The sequence below is a fragment of the Burkholderia alba genome, assembly GCF_034721475.1.
GTDB classification, from domain to species: Bacteria; Pseudomonadota; Gammaproteobacteria; order Burkholderiales; family Burkholderiaceae; genus Burkholderia; species Burkholderia alba.
Genome location: NZ_JAWJWL010000019.1, coordinates 109,622 through 126,921, shown reverse-complemented (window position 1 = coordinate 126,921; position 17,300 = coordinate 109,622). Strand labels below are relative to the sequence as shown.

General features: G+C 67.8%; 14 protein-coding genes. 9 read left to right on the top strand and 5 right to left on the bottom strand.

Features of this window, described 5'->3' with window-relative positions; genetic code table 11:
• The first annotated feature begins 138 nt into the window (after window positions 1-138).
• Complete coding sequence (gene glnE, locus RZR99_RS21670; RefSeq protein ID WP_323121826.1) at window positions 139-2,919, top strand: bifunctional [glutamate--ammonia ligase]-adenylyl-L-tyrosine phosphorylase/[glutamate--ammonia-ligase] adenylyltransferase; 2,781 nt, start codon at window positions 139-141, stop codon at window positions 2,917-2,919.
• A 39-nt stretch (window positions 2,920-2,958) separates the two neighbouring features.
• On the opposite strand, the gene recN is transcribed toward glnE, so the two are convergent.
• Together recN and RZR99_RS21660 are read right to left on the bottom strand one after the other, a co-directional pair.
• On the bottom strand, window positions 2,959-4,608 hold the full coding sequence (gene recN, locus RZR99_RS21665) for a DNA repair protein RecN (RefSeq protein ID WP_323121825.1): 1,650 nt from the start codon (window positions 4,606-4,608) through the stop codon (window positions 2,959-2,961).
• A 22-nt stretch (window positions 4,609-4,630) separates the two neighbouring features.
• Window positions 4,631-5,533: an NAD kinase gene (locus tag RZR99_RS21660; protein WP_323121824.1), complete on the bottom strand. Its 903-nt coding sequence runs from the start codon at window positions 5,531-5,533 to the stop codon at window positions 4,631-4,633.
• 127 nt (window positions 5,534-5,660) lie between these two features.
• Between RZR99_RS21660 and hrcA the strand changes: the two genes are divergently transcribed.
• The 8 genes from hrcA to pabB all read left to right on the top strand — a co-directional run bounded on the left by hrcA (window position 5,661) and on the right by pabB (window position 15,120).
• Window positions 5,661-6,683, top strand: a complete 1,023-nt coding sequence (gene hrcA, locus RZR99_RS21655; RefSeq protein WP_323121823.1) for a heat-inducible transcriptional repressor HrcA — start codon at window positions 5,661-5,663, stop codon at window positions 6,681-6,683.
• 128 nt (window positions 6,684-6,811) lie between these two features.
• Entirely contained in the window at window positions 6,812-7,879 is a 1,068-nt protein-coding gene (gene hemH, locus RZR99_RS21650; RefSeq protein ID WP_323121822.1) for a ferrochelatase, read from the top strand.
• A 5-nt stretch (window positions 7,880-7,884) separates the two neighbouring features.
• Window positions 7,885-8,292: an RNA-binding S4 domain-containing protein gene (locus RZR99_RS21645; RefSeq protein WP_323121859.1), complete on the top strand. Its 408-nt coding sequence runs from the start codon at window positions 7,885-7,887 to the stop codon at window positions 8,290-8,292.
• 508 nt (window positions 8,293-8,800) lie between these two features.
• Window positions 8,801-9,337, top strand: a complete 537-nt coding sequence (grpE, locus tag RZR99_RS21640) for a nucleotide exchange factor GrpE (RefSeq protein ID WP_323121821.1) — start codon at window positions 8,801-8,803, stop codon at window positions 9,335-9,337.
• 7 nt (window positions 9,338-9,344) lie between these two features.
• Window positions 9,345-9,749 carry a thioredoxin family protein gene (locus RZR99_RS21635; protein ID WP_323121820.1) on the top strand — a complete coding sequence of 135 codons (405 nt, stop codon included), beginning with the start codon at window positions 9,345-9,347 and terminating at the stop codon, window positions 9,747-9,749.
• A 144-nt stretch (window positions 9,750-9,893) separates the two neighbouring features.
• Window positions 9,894-11,840 (top strand): molecular chaperone DnaK, encoded by a 1,947-nt coding sequence (dnaK, locus tag RZR99_RS21630; RefSeq protein WP_323121819.1) that lies wholly within the window; start codon window positions 9,894-9,896, stop codon window positions 11,838-11,840.
• A gap of 250 nt (window positions 11,841-12,090) precedes the next feature.
• Window positions 12,091-13,227, top strand: coding sequence for a molecular chaperone DnaJ (gene dnaJ / locus RZR99_RS21625; RefSeq protein ID WP_323121818.1), 1,137 nt, complete (start codon window positions 12,091-12,093; stop codon window positions 13,225-13,227).
• Window positions 13,228-13,251: 24 nt separating this feature from the next.
• The gene (gene pabB / locus RZR99_RS21620; RefSeq protein ID WP_323121817.1) at window positions 13,252-15,120 is read left to right on the top strand and encodes an aminodeoxychorismate synthase component I; all 1,869 of its coding nucleotides are present in this window, start codon (window positions 13,252-13,254) and stop codon (window positions 15,118-15,120) included.
• 85 nt (window positions 15,121-15,205) lie between these two features.
• Here pabB and panB read toward each other — a convergent pair whose 3' ends face one another.
• Genes panB through folK form a run of 3 tightly spaced genes read right to left on the bottom strand, consistent with a single transcriptional unit; the run spans window position 15,206 to window position 17,290 of the window.
• A complete protein-coding gene (gene panB / locus RZR99_RS21615) occupies window positions 15,206-16,021 on the bottom strand; it encodes a 3-methyl-2-oxobutanoate hydroxymethyltransferase (RefSeq protein WP_323121816.1) in 816 nt (271 codons plus the stop codon).
• A gap of 43 nt (window positions 16,022-16,064) precedes the next feature.
• Complete coding sequence (locus RZR99_RS21610; RefSeq protein ID WP_323121815.1) at window positions 16,065-16,748, bottom strand: deoxynucleoside kinase; 684 nt, start codon at window positions 16,746-16,748, stop codon at window positions 16,065-16,067.
• Window positions 16,745-17,290 carry a 2-amino-4-hydroxy-6-hydroxymethyldihydropteridine diphosphokinase gene (gene folK, locus RZR99_RS21605; RefSeq protein WP_323121814.1) on the bottom strand — a complete coding sequence of 182 codons (546 nt, stop codon included), beginning with the start codon at window positions 17,288-17,290 and terminating at the stop codon, window positions 16,745-16,747. Before folK ends, RZR99_RS21610 begins: the two co-directional genes overlap by 4 nt.
• Window positions 17,291-17,300 lie beyond the last annotated feature (10 nt).

Below are 17,300 nucleotides of genomic sequence, written 5' to 3'. Positions count from 1 at the left end.
GAAATGTATCACAGGGGTCCGTGCGGGCGGCCGTTCGAGGGCTGTCGGCGCGGGCTGTCCGGCCGGCTGGCGCTGGGCGGGCGCGGAGGCCGCGCCGGGCCGCGCGTCCGGCGCCTTTCCCTCGCGCAGCGCTTTTCCATGACCGACGTTTCGTCCCGCCTCTGCACGTCCTATTCTCATTACCTTGCCCGCGCCGTCGCGGCCCGCCCGGCGCTGGCCGGACAGATCGCCGCCTGGGCGGCCGCGCCCGTCACGCGGGCGCTGCTGGACGAACGCCTGTCCGGGCTGCTGGCCGCCGCGGGCGCGCCGCCGTCCGAGGACACGCTGAAAAAGGCGTTGCGGCAGCTGCGCATCGAGGTGTTCGGCGCGGTCGCGGAGCGCGATCTGGCGGGGCGCGCCGACGTCGCGGAGGTTACCGGCGCGATGACGGAACTGGCCGAAGTGGCGGTGCAGCGTTCGCTGGCGCTCCTGTCGGCGGACCTGGAGACGCTCTACGGCGAGCCGCGCGGCCCGTCGGGCGAACGCCTCGCGCTCGGCGTGGTCGGCATGGGCAAGCTGGGCGGGCGCGAACTCAACGTGTCGTCCGATATCGACCTGATCTTCGTCTACGAGGACGACGGCGACACGGCGGGCGGCAGCCGCGCGCCGATCGCGACCCAGGATTTCTTCACCCGGCTCGGGCGGCGGCTGATCGGCGTGCTGTCGGAGGTGACGGGCGACGGTTACGTGTTCCGCGTCGACATGCGGCTGCGGCCGAACGGCGATTCGGGGCCGCTCGTCTGCAGCATCGGGATGCTCGAGGAATACTTCTACGTACAGGGCCGGGAGTGGGAGCGCTACGCGTGGATCAAGGGGCGGCTCGTGTCCGAGCACGACAGCGACGCGGCCCGGCGCCTCGCGAAGCAGCTCGACGGGATCGTCAAGCCGTTCGTCTACCGGCGCTACCTCGATTTCGGCGTGATCGGCGCGATCCGGTCGCTGCATCTGCAGATCCGCCAGGAGGCGCAGCGGCGCGCGTCGATGCGGCCCGACAAGGCCGACGACATCAAGCTCGGCCGCGGCGGCATCCGCGAGATCGAATTCAGCGCGCAGGTATTCCAGCTGATTCGCGGCGGCCAGGACGCGGGTTTCCGGATCCGCCCGACGCTCGCGGTGCTCAGGCATGCGCAAGCGCGCGGCCTGATCGCCGAGGAGGTCCGCGCGGGCCTGACCGACGCGTACCGCTTCCTGCGCGTGCTCGAACACCGGCTCCAGTACCGCAACGATGCGCAGACGCACGCGATGCCGGTCGATCCGACCGATCGCGCGGCGCTCGCGGCGTCGCTCGGCTTCGCCGATTACGGGGCGCTGATGCGGGAGCTGGACCGGCATCGCGGCTTCGTCGAAGCGCAGTTCGATCAGATCTTCGCCGACAAGGCGGGCGGCGAACACGCGTGCGGTTCGGCCGAGGACGGCGCGGCGGCCTGGATCTGGAGCAGCGCGCTGGGCGACGACAGCACCGACGACGCGCTGGCGGCGCGGCTCGCGGGGCTCGGCTTCGCCGATCCGGCCGCGGTGCTCGCGCGGCTCAGGGCGGTGTGGCAGTCGTCCCGCTATACCGGGCTGCCGGAAAAAAGCCGCCACCGCTTCGACCGGGTCGCGCAGCGCGCGCTCGAGGCCGCGCCGCGGATCGACGCCGCGCATCGCGATGAAACCGTCGTGCGGCTGTTCGACCTGCTCGAGACCGTGAGCCGCCGCGGCGTGTATCTCGCGCTGCTGACCGAGTATCCGGCCGCGCTCGAGCGCGTGCTGTCGGTGCTGGGCGCGACGCGCTGGGGCGGCGGCTATCTGATCCGGCATCCGCAGCTGCTCGACGAACTGCTCGACGACGAGGCGATCGCGAGCCCGTTCGACTGGCCGGCGTTCAAGGACGCGCTGCGCGTGCGGCTGGCTGCGGCCGACGGCGCGGAACAGCAGATGGATCTGCTGCGTCACGCGCAGCATGCCGAAGTATTCCGGATCCTGCTGATCGACCTCGCCGGCAAGCTGTCGGTCGAGCATGTGAGCGACCGGCTTTCCGAGCTCGCCGATGCAGTGCTCGACGTGACGATCGAAGTGGTCTGGTCGCAGCTCGCGAAGCGCCACCGCGACGTGCCGCGCTTCGCGGCGATCGCGTACGGCAAGCTGGGCGGCAAGGAACTCGGCTACGCGTCCGATCTCGATCTGATCTTCCTCTACGACGACCCCGACGAGCGGGCGGCCGACGTGTACACGACCTTCACCCGGCGTCTGATCACGTGGCTCACGACCGCCACGGGCGCGGGCGCGCTGTTCGACATCGACCTGCGGCTGCGGCCGAACGGCGAGGCCGGCCTGCTCGTGACGGATCTCGATGCGTTCAGGCGCTATCAGCTGCGCGAAGGCGATGCCGCCAACACCGCCTGGGTCTGGGAGCATCAGGCGCTCACCCGCGCGCGCTACAGCGCGGGCGATGCGCAGATCGGCGCGGCGTTCGAGGCGATTCGCGTGCAGGTGCTGACGACGCCGCGCGACGCGGCGGTGCTCGCGAAGGAGATCGTCGAGATGCGCGGCAAGGTGCTCGCCGGACATCCGAATCGGACCGATCTGTTCGACCTGAAGCACGATCGCGGCGGAATGGTCGACATCGAGTTCGTGGTTCAGTACTGGGTGCTGCTGCACGCGCAGCGGCACCCGGAGATGATCCGCAACACCGGCAACATCGCGCTGCTGCGCGAAGTCGCGCACTTCGGGCTGATGAGCGAGGCGGAGGCCGAGACGGTCGGCGCCGCGTACCGGATCTACCGGAAGCTGCAGCACCGGCTGCGGCTCGACGGCATGGAGAAGGCGCGGGTCGAGCCGCAACGGGTGGCGGCCGAGCGCGCGGCGGTGATCGCGCTGTGGGAGCGGGTGTTCGGTTGAGCGGGCGGCGGGCCGGGCGACCGGCTCCGGCGCCTTGCGTCAGGCCGCCAGCATCTCTTTCGCGTGCTTGCGGGTGGTGGCGGTGATTTCGAGTCCGCCGAGCATCCGCGCGACTTCCTCGATCCGGTTCGCCTTGTCGAGGGGCATGACGTTCGACACGGTGCCGCCCTGCGGGTCCTGCGCCTTCGCGACCTGGAAGTGCTGGTCGCCGCGCGCGGCGACCTGGGGCAAGTGAGTGACGCACAGCACCTGCCGCATGCGGCCGAGCTGGTGCAGGAGCCGGCCGACCACTTCGGCGACGCCGCCGCCGATGCCCGTGTCGACCTCGTCGAAGATCAGGGTCGGCGTCGGGCTGGCCGCACTCGCGATCACCGCGAGCGCCAGGCTGATCCGCGCTAGCTCCCCGCCCGACGCGACTTTCGCGAGCGGCCGCAGCGGTACGCCCGCGTGGCCGGCCACGCGGAACTCGATCTGCTCGAGCCCGTGCGCGCCGCCTTCCGGCAGGGGCGTCAGCGCGACCTCGAAGCTGCCGCCCGCCATCGACAATTCCTGCATGCCGGTCGTTACCGCCGCGCCGAGCGCCTTCGCGGCTTGCGCGCGCGCCTTGGACAGGCGTTTCGCATCGACGAGATACGCGTCCTTCGCCTTGGCAGCCGCGGCTTCCAGCGCGCCGAGATCGGCGGCCGCGTCGAGCGCGGCGAGCTGCGCGCGGCGCGCGGCGTGTTCGACGGGCAGCGTCTCGGGCGGCAGGCGGAACTTGCGGGCCGTGGAATGAAGCGCATCGAGGCGCGTTTCGACCTGGGCGAGCCGCGCGGGATCCAGTTCGAGCCGCTGCGCGTAGTGCGACAGCGAGTACGACGCCTCCTGCAGCTGGATCTCGGCGGGCTCGAGCGACGCGAGCGCGTCGTTCAGCGCGGGGTCGTATTCGGCGAGGCCGCGCAGCTTCGAGACGATCGCGCCCAGTTGCGTGAGCATGGCCTCGTCGGACTCCGACAGCGCGTCGAGCGCGCCCCGCACGCCGTCGATCAGGTTCGCCGAATGCGACAGGCGCTTGTGTTCGGTGCCGATCTCTTCCCATTCACCGGGCTGCGGCGCGAGCTTGTCGAGTTCGGCGAGCTGCCACGCGAGCTTTTCGCGTTCGAGCTGCAGCTCCCGCTCGTGCGCCTGCGCGGTTTCGATCGCCTGGGTGGCGTCGCGCCACGCGCGCCAGCCGCGCGCGACCGTGGCCGCGTCGGCGGCGAGGCCCGAGTGGGTGTCGAACAGCTCGCGCTGCGCGTCGGGACGCATCAGCAACTGGTGCGCGTGCTGGCCGTGGATGTCGACCAGCATTTCGCCCACCTCGCGCAATTGCGCGAGCGTCGCGCTGGTGCCGTTGATGAACGCGCGGGACCGGCCGTTCGCATCCACCACGCGGCGCAGCATGACGGTATCGTCGGCGTCGAACGCATGCTCGTCGAGCCAGCGCGCGACCCGGTCGTAGGGCGTGAATTCGGCGCTGATGTCGGCGCGCGTGCAGCCGGTGCGCACGACGCTGGCGTCGGCGCGTTCGCCGAGCGCGAGGGCGAGCGCATCGATCAGGATCGATTTGCCCGCGCCGGTCTCGCCGGAAAAGACGGTGAAACCGCTGTCGAATTCGAGGTCGAGCGCGGCGACGATGACGAAGTCGCGGATCGAGAGATGACGGAGCATGGACGGTAGGCGAGAGAGGGCGTCAGGACACCGGATCGTCGTCGAGCGACGGGTGTTCGTTCCAGTGCAGCTTTTTGCGCAGGGTCGCGTAATAGCTGTAGCCGATCGGGTGCAGGAACGGCACCGTGTGCTTCGAGCGGCGCACCTCGATCGTGTCGTTCAGCTCGAGCGCGGTGAACGACTGCATGTCGAAATTCACGTTGACGTCGCGCCCGGCGATGATCTGGATGCGCACCCGGGAGTCGTCCGGCAGCACGATCGGCCGGTTCGACAGCGCGTGCGGGGCGATCGGCACGAGCACGATGCCCTGCAGTTGAGGATGCAGGATCGGACCGGACGACGACAGCGCATAGGCGGTCGAGCCGGTCGGCGTCGCGACGATCAGGCCGTCCGAGCGCTGGTTGTACATGAAGCGGCCGTCCACCGATACCCGTAGTTCGGCCATCCCGGAGAAGCCGCTGCGGTTGACGACCACGTCGTTGAACGCGAGCGCGTGATAGATCGGTTCGCCGTCGCGCATGATCCGGGATTCCAGCAGCGAGCGCTCCTCGCGCTCGAAGCTGCCCGCGAGCATCATCGGCACGAGCTCCTGCATGTCGGATGCTGAAATGTCGGTGATGAAGCCGAGCCGGCCGTGGTTGATGCCGATCAGCGGCGTGCGGTAGGGGGCGAGCTGCCGGCCGATGCCGAGCATCGTGCCGTCGCCGCCCAGCACCACCGCGACGTCCGCCCGCGCGCCGATTTCGGCAGGCGTGAGCGCCGGATAGCCGGTGATACCGATTCCAGCCGCGGTATCCGCCTCGAACACGACCTCGAAGCCGCGCTTGGCGACGCAGGCGGCCAGCGTGGCGAGCGGTTCGGCGATGCCGGGGGTATTGCTGCGCCCGACGAGCGCGACCGTATGGAACTGATTACCGGTTTTCATGCCGGCATTACACCATAGCTCGATGACGAAAAGAACCGCTCGTCGACCCGGGGCGGCGGATGGTCCGGATCGGCCGGATTGCGGTGAAGCTCGCGGGCGCGGCCCGGTTGAGCTAAAATTTTTCCCCATGCTAGATCCGCGCGCACGAACCCTCCTCAAAACCCTGATCGAACGGTATATCGCCGACGGTCAGCCGGTCGGCTCGCGCACGCTGTCGCGCTATTCCGGCCTGGAGCTGAGCCCGGCGACGATCCGCAACGTGATGTCCGACCTCGAGGAGCTGGGCCTGGTGTCCAGCCCGCACACGTCGGCGGGCCGCGTGCCCACCCCGCGCGGCTACCGGCTGTTCGTCGACACGATGCTGACGGTCGAGATGCCGATCGACGCCGCCGCCGTCACCCGGCTCGTGCAGACCACGCTGCAGGCGGGCGAACCGCAGCAGCGGGTGGTGGCCGCCGCGGCCAGCGTCCTGTCGAACCTGTCGCAGTTCGCCGGGGTCGTGCTGACGCCGCGCCGCAGCCACGTGTTCAAGCAGGTCGAATTCATGCGCCTGTCGGACAAGCGGATTCTGCTCATCATCGTGACGCCGGAAGGCGACGTGCAGAACCGGATGATGGCCACCCAGCGCGACTACAGCCCGTCGCAGCTCACCGAGGCCTCGAACTACATCAATGCGCACTTCGCCGGACTGTCGTTCGACGAGGTGCGGCGCCGGCTGCGCGAGGAAATCGACCAGTTGCGCGGCGACATGACCGCGCTGATGCACGCGGCCGTCACCGCGAGCACCGAGGCGACCGACGATCAGGACACGGTGCTGATTTCCGGCGAGCGCAACCTGCTCGAAGTGGCGGACCTGTCGTCCGACATGGCGCGGCTGCGCAAGCTGTTCGACGTGTTCGACCAAAAAACCAGCCTCCTGCAGTTGCTCGACGTGTCGAGCCACGCCCAGGGCGTGCAGATCTTCATCGGCGGGGAGTCGACGCTCGTGCCGATCGAGGAAATGAGCGTCGTGACGGCGCCCTACGAGGTCAACGGCCAGATCGTCGGCACGCTCGGGGTGATCGGCCCGACGCGGATGGCCTACAACCGGGTGATCCCGATCGTCGACATCACCGCCCGGCTGCTGTCGCTGACGCTGAGCCAGCAGTAAGCGCCGGCCGTTCATCATCTTGCCGCCGCCCGTGCGCGGGCGCCATCCGCCGAACGGCCGACTGTCCTGTCCTGGCGGCCCCGCTATAATGAGACTCGTTCGATTCGGTGCCCAGGCACGCTTTCCTCATGCGTTTTGACCTCGAACCGCCTTCGCACGCCGCCGCGGCCCATCGCGTCGCGGTGTTGCTGATCAATCTCGGCACGCCCGACCAGCCGACGCCGCGCGCGGTGCGCCGCTATCTCGCGCAGTTTCTGTCCGATCCGCGCGTCGTCGAGATTCCCCAGGCGGTCTGGCAGGTGATCCTGCGCGTGTTGATCCTGCCGCTGCGCGGCCGGACCTCGGCGAAGAAATATGCGGCGGTGTGGACGCCCGAGGGCTCGCCGCTGCGCGTCAACACCGAGCGCCAGGTGGAAGGCGTGCGGCCGCTGTTCGCCGCGAACGGCTATCAGGTGATGGTCGACTACGCGATGCGCTACGGCACGCCGGACATCGGCACGGTGCTCTCTCAGCTCAAGCGGGCGGGTGCCGAGCGGGTGCTGCTGATGCCGATGTACCCGCAGTATTCGTCGTCGACCACCGCCACCGCGTTCGATGCGGCGTTCGCCGCGCTCGGACGGATGCGCAACCAGCTCGAGGTGCGCACGGTCCGCCACTACGCGGATCACCCCGCCTACATTCACGCGCTTGCCGAGCAGGTCCGCCAGTACTGGGCGGCGCATGGGCGGCCCGATTTCGCGGCGGGCGACAAGCTGGTGCTCAGTTTCCACGGCGTGCCGAAGCGCACGCTCGATCTCGGCGATCCCTACCATGACCAGTGCCAGCAGACGGCCGCGCTATTGATGGCGGCGCTCGAGCTGGGCTCGATCGAATGCCGGGTGACGTTCCAGTCGCGTTTCGGCAAGGCGGAGTGGCTGCAGCCGTATACCGAACCGACGCTGAAGGAGCTGGGCGCGGCCGGCGTGCGCCGCGCGGACGTGTTCTGCCCGGGCTTCACCGCCGATTGCCTCGAAACGATCGAGGAAATCGGCATGGAAGTGCGCGACGCGTTCCTGCATGCCGGCGGCAAGGCGTTTCACCGGATTCCGTGCCTGAACGCATCGCCCGCGTGGGTGGCGGCGCTGGGCGAAATCGTCGCGGAAAACCTGCAGGGTTGGCCGGTGCGCGCGGCAACGGTGCCGGAAACCGTGTCCTGACCGTGATGAACCGCCCGATCTCGACCGAACCGGGTGCGCGGCTGCGCATCGACAAGTGGCTATGGGCCGCGCGCTTCTTCAAGACCCGCTCGCTCGCGGCCGATGCCGTCGACAAGGGCCGGGTGCGGATTGGCGGCGCGGCCGTCAAGCCGGCGAAGGAGGTACGCGTCGGCGACCGGGTCGACATTACGATCGAGACCGCGGTCTGGCAGATCGACGTACTCGGCGTGTGCGACGTGCGAGGGCCGGCCAGCGTGGCTCAGACGCTTTATGCGGAAACGGCGGAGGGAAGGGAGCGGCGGCTGGCGGAGCAGGAGCGTCGCCGGCATTTTCGCGAGCCGGCGGCCCAGTTGCATGGGCGGCCGACGAAGCGCGACCGCCGCACTATCGACAAATTTTCGGGTGGGAGCTGAACATCTGGTCGAACGTGGCCCGCGCACTCCCGTACTCGGTCGTGCGCTCGGTCACGGCGCCGGACAAGCAGATGGTCGTGGTGCCAGCAATGAGTACCAGCGCGACCACCGATATGGCAAAGGTCAGTTTCACGGTACTCCCCTCAAGAAGACGGGTGAAAACGGGGCCTAAGGTCGATGTCAGGCGATTGTCGGCTTAGGGTAAACCTGTGCTCGAATCACCTGACTGGAGTGTAGTGCAGGCGCCATCCCCGAGCTAGTGGCCCACACGTAAGGGTTGTTACAGGCCATTTCGGCCTGGACTCGGGCCGCGAGGCGGCTGACCGAGACCGGCACCGGCGCGTCGCGCCGTTGCCCGCGAAGAGGGCGCGGATCGGCTAAAGACCCTCTTGAAATTATTGATTTGGGCCTTATTTGTACCTTTGTTGTGCGGTGTCCGGCACGCGGGGGAAATCCCGCGAATCCGGCCGCCGCTTTGGCTTTAACCTCTAAAACGACTTTCAGCGACATGGAAAACACGCAAGAGAACCCGGCGGGCCAACCGGCCGACGACATCGGCCGCGACGCGGCGGCCGCCGAAGCGGCGGCGCCGGCAGCCGACACTGCGCTCGCCGAGGCTCAAGCCAAGGTCGCCGAGCTGCAGGAAAGCTTCCTGCGGGCGAAGGCCGAAACCGATAACGTGCGCCGCCGCGCCCAGGACGATGTGTCGAAGGCTCACAAGTTCGCGATCGAAAGCTTCGCGGAAAACCTGCTGCCGGTGCTCGACAGTCTCGAAGCGGCCCTCGGCGATACGTCGGGCGACCTGGTCAAGGTGCGCGAAGGTGTCGAACTGACCTTGCGCCAGCTGCAAAGCGCGCTCGACAAGGGACGCGTCACGGCGCTGAACCCGGTCGGCGAGAAATTCGACCCGCACCGGCATCAGGCGATCTCGATGGTGCCGGCCGAGCAGGAGCCGAATACGGTCGTCACCGTGCTGCAGAAGGGCTACACGATCGCCGACCGGGTGCTGCGTCCGGCGCTCGTGACCGTCGCGCAGCCGAAGTAACGCCGCGATGGCGGGCGTGGGCGTCGACGCGACGGCGTTCTCGGTGTTCGACATGCAGGCGCTGGGCGCGGAGGATTTCGACGCCGGGCTGGAAACCGCCGGTGATGCGCTCGCGGTGGTCTTTTTCTGGGGCCTCGACTGTTTCAACTGCGAGATCGCGAAGAAGGCGATGCTTGCGCAGCCGGACGCGATCCGTGCGCTCGGGCTGAAATGGTTCCATAGCAACGTCTACGAACACCGCGCGCTGAGCCGGCGCTTCGTGCTGCACGGCGTGCCCACGTGGTTTTTCTTCCATGGCGGCAAGCGGCTCGGCCGGGCTACCGGCTGGCATGGCCTGGGTCAGTTCGAGGCCGCCGTCGCGGCGGCGCGCGCGAAGATCGCGGCGTCCGGCTCACCGGCCGGCGGCGATTGAAAAAAATTAATAGCCGCATCGCTTTCAGGGTCTTGAAAACGGCGCGGCAGCACTTATTTCGAGTGCAGAGTTGAATTTGGCGTGGGAAATCGGGTAAAAACGCCGGTTTTCCGCAGCGATCAAGGATTTCTGGAGATTAGTGACATGGGAAAGATCATCGGTATTGACCTCGGCACCACGAACTCGTGCGTGGCCGTGATGGAAGGCAATCAGGTCAAGGTCATCGAGAACTCGGAAGGCGCGCGCACCACGCCGTCGATCATCGCCTACATGGACGACAACGAAGTCCTCGTGGGTGCGCCTGCCAAGCGTCAATCGGTGACCAATCCGCGCAACACGCTGTTCGCGGTGAAGCGCCTGATCGGCCGCCGCTTCGAAGAGAAGGAAGTGCAGAAGGACATCGGCCTGATGCCCTACGCGATCATCAAGGCCGACAACGGCGACGCCTGGGTCGAGGCGCACGGCGAGAAGCTCGCGCCGCCGCAGGTCTCGGCCGAAGTGCTGCGCAAGATGAAGAAGACCGCCGAAGACTACCTCGGCGAGCCGGTCACGGAAGCCGTGATCACGGTGCCGGCGTACTTCAACGACAGCCAGCGCCAGGCAACGAAGGACGCGGGCCGCATCGCCGGCCTCGAAGTGAAGCGGATCATCAACGAACCGACGGCCGCCGCGCTCGCGTTCGGTCTCGACAAGGCCGAGAAGGGCGACCGCAAGATCGCGGTGTACGACCTCGGCGGCGGCACGTTCGACGTGTCGATCATCGAGATCGCGGACGTCGACGGCGAAATGCAGTTCGAAGTGCTGTCGACCAACGGCGATACGTTCCTGGGCGGTGAAGACTTCGACCAGCGCATCATCGATTACATCATCGGCGAGTTCAAGAAGGAGCAGGGCGTCGACCTGTCGAAGGACGTGCTCGCGCTGCAGCGCCTGAAGGAAGCCGCTGAAAAGGCGAAGATCGAACTCTCGTCGGGCCAGCAGACCGAAATCAACCTGCCGTACATCACGGCCGACGCATCGGGTCCGAAGCACTTGAACCTGAAGATCACGCGCGCCAAGCTGGAAGCGCTGGTCGAGGAACTGGTCGAGCGTACCATCGAGCCGTGCCGCATCGCGATCAAGGATGCGGGCGTCAAGGTGTCGGACATCGACGACGTGATCCTGGTGGGCGGCCAGACCCGCATGCCGAAGGTGCTGGAGAAGGTGAAGGAATTCTTCGGCAAGGATCCGCGCCGCGACGTGAACCCGGACGAAGCCGTGGCCGTGGGCGCCGCGATCCAGGGCCAGGTGCTGTCGGGCGACCGCAAGGACGTGCTGCTGCTCGACGTGACCCCGCTGTCGCTCGGCATCGAGACGCTCGGCGGCGTGATGACGAAGATGATCAACAAGAACACGACGATCCCGACCAAGCACGCGCAAGTGTATTCGACCGCGGACGACAATCAGGGCGCCGTGACGATCAAGGTGTTCCAGGGCGAACGCGAAATGGCGGCGGGCAACAAGCTGCTCGGCGAGTTCAACCTGGAAGGCATTCCGCCCGCACCGCGCGGCACGCCGCAGATCGAAGTGACCTTCGACATCGACGCGAACGGCATTCTGCACGTGGGTGCGAAGGACAAGGCCACCGGCAAGGAAAACAAGATCACGATCAAGGCGAACTCGGGCCTGTCCGAAGCCGAGATCGACCAGATGATCAAGGATGCGGAAGCGAACGCGGCGGAAGATCACAAGCTGCGCGAGCTGGCCGATTCGCGCAATCAGGGCGACGCGCTGGTCCACAGCACGAAGAAGGCGCTGACCGAGTACGGCGACAAGCTGGACGCGGGCGAGAAGGACAAGATCGAAGCCGCGCTGAAGGAGCTCGAGGATGTGCTGAAGAACACGTCGAGCGACAAGGCGACGCTTGACGCGAAGATCGAAGCGGTGGCGACGGCCTCGCAGAAGCTCGGCGAGAAGATGTATGCCGACATGCAGGCGCAGCAGGCCGGCGCGGCAGGTGCGGCGAGCGCGGCGGAAGGCGCGGCGCACAGCGGCGCGCAAGCGGCCGACGATGTCGTCGATGCCGACTTCAAGGAAGTGAAGAAGGACTGAGCCGGGTTGGTGTCGAACCCGCGCCGCGCGCAGCGCGCGGCGCGGCCGGCCCGGATCCGTTGCTTCACTGCCGGAACAGCGGATCACCCCTACGCCTGGCGGGCCTCACGGCCCTCCGGGCACATTTGTTTTATGGCGGGCATCGCGTTGCACGGTCCGAACGGCGGGCATGCGATGCTCAACAAGTCGCAAGACTTTACTGGAAGCGAGAGGAGCCGCCGCGCGCGTTGAGCGGCGGTATTGAACCGATATGGCGAAACGGGATTACTACGAGGTTCTGGGCGTCGCGAAGAATGCGAGCGACGACGAAATCAAGAAGGCATATCGCAAGCTCGCGATGAAGTACCACCCTGACCGCAATCCGGACAGCAAGGATGCCGAGGAGCATTTCAAAGAGGTGAAGGAAGCCTATGAAATGCTGTCGGACGGCCAGAAGCGCGCCGCTTACGACCAGTACGGCCACGCGGGCGTCGATCCGAACATGGGCGGTGCGGGCGCGCAGGGTTTCGGCGGCTTCGCCGATGCGTTCGGCGACATCTTCGGCGACATCTTCGGCCAGGCCGCGGGCGGTGCCGCGCGCGGCGGCCGAGGCGGTCCGCAGGTGTACCGCGGCGCGGATCTGCGCTACAGCATGGAGATCACGCTGGAGCAGGCGGCGCACGGTTACGACACGCAGATCCGCGTGCCGAGCTGGGTGTCGTGCGAAATTTGCCACGGCTCGGGCGCGAAGCCCGGCACCAAGCCCGAAACCTGCCCGACCTGTCACGGCCAGGGCACGGTGCGGATGTCGCAGGGTTTCTTCAGCATCCAGCAAACCTGCCCGAAGTGCCACGGCACCGGCACCTATATTCCGGAACCGTGCGTGCATTGCCACGGTTCGGGCAAGGTGAAGGAAACCAAGACGCTCGAAGTGAAGATCCCGGCCGGCATCGACGACGGCATGCGGATCCGCTCGGCCGGCAACGGCGAGCCCGGCGTCAACGGGGGGCCGTCGGGCGATCTGTACGTCGAGATCCACATCAAGCAGCACGCCGTGTTCGAGCGCGACGGCGACGATCTGCATTGCCAGATGCCGATCCCGTTCACGACGGCGGCGCTCGGCGGCGAGATCGAAGTGCCGACGCTCGCGGGCCGCGCGAGCTTCACGGTGTCGGAAGGCACGCAGTCGGGCAAGACGTTCCGGCTGCGCGGCAAGGGCATCAAGGGGCTGCGCTCCAGCATCGCGGGCGATCTCTACGTGCACGTGCAGGTGGAAACGCCGGTGAAGCTCACCGAGCAGCAGCGCGACCTGCTCAAGCAGTTCGAGAAGTCGCTGGCGGAAGGCGGCGGGCGCCACAGCCCGCAGAGCAAAAGCTGGTTCGATCGCGTGAAGAGCTTCTTCGAGTGATCGTTTCGGCAGAGGTGAGGCGGGATGGCTGACGGCGGTGGGAGCGCGCCTTTCGCGCTCTTCGACGATTGCGACTCGACCGCGGCAGCGCGGTCGAGTCGTTTGTATTCGGGGTTTTCGCACGAACGGGTGTGCATCGATCCCGCGCAGCTCGACACGGTTTGCGATGCCGTGGCCGACGATGCGCGGCGGGGCCTGCATCCGGTCGTGCTCGGCGACTACGAATTCGGACGCAATCTGCAACTGACGCAGCGGGGCGATGCGCCGCTGCGTTTTTTATTGTTCGAACGGCTGGACTCGCTGTCGCGCGACGAGGCCGACGCGTGGCTCGCGCGGCAGGACGGCGGGCGGGCCGAGCCGTCGGCGGCGGGTGTCGCGCACGTGCGCAGGAGCGTGACGCGCGCGGCGTTCGATGCGGCGATCGCGGCCGTGCATGACGCGCTGCGCGCCGGCGATTCTTATCAGATCAATTACACCTATCGGCTGGGCTTCGACACGTTCGGCACGCCGCTCGCGCTCTATCGCCGGCTGCGTGCGCGCCAGCCGGTGCGCTACGGCGCGCTGATCGCGCTGCCGGGCGATGCGTGGGTCGTGTCGTGTTCGCCCGAGCTGTTCGTCGAAACGGCCGGTGCGCGGCTGCGCGCGCGTCCGATGAAGGGGACCGCGCCGCGCGCGGCCGATCCGGCCGAGGACGCGGCCGCCGCCGCGTTCCTCGCGAACGACGCGAAGAACTGCGCCGAGAACGTGATGATCGTCGACCTGCTGCGTAACGATGTATCCCGCGTCGCCCGCACCGGGTCCGTGAAGGTGCCGACGTTGTTCTCGGTCGAGCCGTATGCATCGGTCTGGCAGATGACGTCGACCGTCGAGGCCGAACTGCGCGGCGACGTGCGTTTCGCCGACGTGCTGCGCGCGCTGTTTCCGTGCGGCTCGATCACCGGCGCGCCGAAGCACCGGACGCTGCAGTTGATCGACACCCTCGAGAGCACGCCGCGCGGGTTGTACACGGGGGCGATCGGCTGGCTCGACATGGCGCAGCCCGACGGGGCGCGGGCGTGCGGAGACTTCTGCCTGTCGGTGGCGATCCGCACGCTGACGCTCGACGCGGCCGATCGCCAGGGCCGCCGACGCGGCGCGATGGGGGTGGGCGCCGGCATCGTGCTCGATAGCGTTGCGGCCGACGAATTCGCGGAGTGCGAACTGAAGGCACGCTTTCTGACCGACGCCGATCCCGGCTTCCAGCTCTTCGAGACGATACGCGCGACCCGCGACGAGGGCGTTCGTTATCTTGACCGGCATGTGGCGCGGCTGGGCGAAAGCGCGGACGCATTCGGCTTCGCCTTCGACGAGGCCGATACGCGGCGGAGCATCGCCGCGAGTTGCGCGGCGCTCGGAGAGGGCGAGTACCGCTTCCGGCTCGCGCTGGCGAAGGACGGTTCGCTCGAGCTTGCGGCGGCGCCGCTGCAGCCGTTGCCGTCCGGCGCGGCGGGCGTGCTGCTGGCGTTCGAGCACGGCTTCGCGCCCGTGCCGTCCGGCGACGCGCTGCTGTTGCACAAGACCACGCGCCGCGCCGAATACGACCGCGCATGGCAGCTCGCCGAGCAGCACGGGTGCTTCGACATGCTGTTCTTCAACGAGCGTGGCGAATTGACGGAAGGCGGCCGGTCGACGGTCTTCGTGAAGCTGGGCGGGCGCTGGTTTACGCCGCCGCTGTCGTCGGGCGTGCTGCCGGGCGTGATGCGCGGTGTGCTGCTCGAGGATCCGGCGTGGCAAATCGCCGAACGCGTGCTGACGCTCGACGATGTGCTGAGCGCCGAGACGCTGCTGCTCAGCAATGCGCTGCGCGGCGCGATCGAGGTCCGTTTGCGCCGGGCGGGGCCAAATCCGACGTAGGAGCCGGGCGCCCGGCGAAACGAAAAAAAAGCGCGGCATCCGTCGGGGATGCCGCGCTTTTTTCATGGTCCGCGGGCGCGGCGGGTCAGAACGAGTGCTCGGGACCGGGGAAGCTGCCGTCCTTCACCGCGCGCACATAGGCTTCGACCGCCGCGAAGATGCTCGGCTGTCCCTGCATGAAATCCTTCACGAAACGCGGCCGCTTGCCGGGGAAGATGCCGAGCATGTCGTGCAGCACGAGTACCTGGCCCGTGCAGTCGGCGCCCGCGCCGATGCCGATCGTCGGCACCTTCAGCGACTGGGTGACCTCCGATGCGACCAGGGTCGGCACGGCTTCGAGCAGCACGATCTGGGCGCCCGCCGCCTCGACCGCGCGCGCGTCGCGCAGCAGCTGCGCCGCGCCCGCTTCGGTCTTGCCTTGCACCTTGAATCCGCCGAACGCATGCACCGACTGAGGCGTGAGCCCGAGATGCGCGCAGACCGGCACCGAGCGCTCGACGAGGAAGCGCACCGTGTCGGCCAGCCATTCTCCGCCCTCGAGCTTGACCATCTGCGCGCCGGCGCGCATCAGCCTGACCGAGCTTGCGTACGCGTCGGCCGGCGTGCCGTAGGTGCCGAACGGCAGGTCGGCCATCACCAGCGCGCGCGGCTGCGCGCGGGCGACGCAGGCGGTGTGGTACGCGACCTCGTCGAGCGTGACGGGCAGCGTGGTGGTCTGGCCTTGCAGCACGTTGCCGAGCGAATCGCCGATCAGCAGCACGTCCGCGCCCGCGCGGTCGAGCAGCGCGGCGAAGCTCGCATCGTAACAGGTGAGCATCGCGATCTTCTCGTTGGCGTCGCGCATGGCCTGCAGCTTGGGGACCGTCACGGCGGGGCGGCTCGATTCCTGGAGATAGGTCATGGAAAATCCGGTTCGATGGGTAAGGGAAGGGGCGCGCCGCCGCTTAGCGGGCGGCGCCGCCCTTGACGAAGAATTCCTTGCGGCCGCGCATCGTCTCGATGCGTTCGACGAGAAGCGCAAGGTCTTCGGGAGATTCGAGCGGATTCAGGTGTTCCGCCGCGACCGTCAGCACCGGGGTGCGGTCGTAGTGATAGAAGAATTCGTTGTAGGCGTCGCACAGCGCGCGCAGGTACGTATCGCTGATCTGCAGTTCCATCGGCAGGCCGCGCTTCTGGATGCGGGCGAACAGCACCTCCGGCGTCGCCTGCAGATAGACGACCAGATCGGGTGTCGGCGAGGGCACGTCGACATGCGAGGCGAGTGCGCGATACAGGTGCCATTCGTCGTCGGGCAGCGTGAGCCGCGCGAAGATGTCGTTCTTCTGCGTCATGAAATCCGTGACGAGCGGCGTGCCGGCCTGGTGCGCGGCGACGATCTCCTGCGCCTGCCGCGCACGCTGCAGCGCGAACGACAGCTGGGCGGGCAGCGCGTAGCGCGCGGTGTCGCGATAGAAGCGCTCGAGGAACGGATTGTCCTGCGGGCGTTCGAGCAGCGTCTGCATCGACCAGCGTTCGCCGAGCAGCCTGGCGAGGGTGGTCTTGCCGACGCCGATCGGCCCCTCGATGACGAGGTAGCGGCACGGCGGCCGCCAGTCGGGTGCGGTAACGGTGAGCGGAGCGGCGTTCATCGGCAGCGGCTCTTGACGGCGGCGGCGGCGCCGTCGGCGATCGCCTTGAGCGCGAGGCACTGGCAGGTCTGCACTTTCTCGATGCGCTGGTGCGCGAGCCCGGCGAGGAACGCGTCGGCCCGGCCGTGCGCGGGAATCTCGAGCGCCGGATCGATCTCGATCAGCGGAACCAGCGCGAACGCGCGTTCGGTGAGGCGAGGATGCGGGACGACGAGGTCCGGTTCGTCGATCGTATGCTCGCCGTACAGCAGGATATCGAGATCGAGCGTACGCGGCGCATGGCGGAACGGACGCTCGCGGCCGAAGTGGTGTTCGATCTTCTGGCACAGAGCGAGCAGCGCGCGCGCGGCGAGCGTCGTGTCGATCTTCACGACGCAGTTGTAGTAATCGTCGCCGCCCGCGTCGATCGGGGCGGTGCGATACAGGCTGGACTTGCCGCACACCGTGACGGTGTGCTGCTGCGCGAGGCACACCACCGCGTCTTTCAACGCTTGGCGCGCGTCGCCAAGATTTGCCCCCAGCCCGAGATAAGCAACCGTCATGGCATCACTT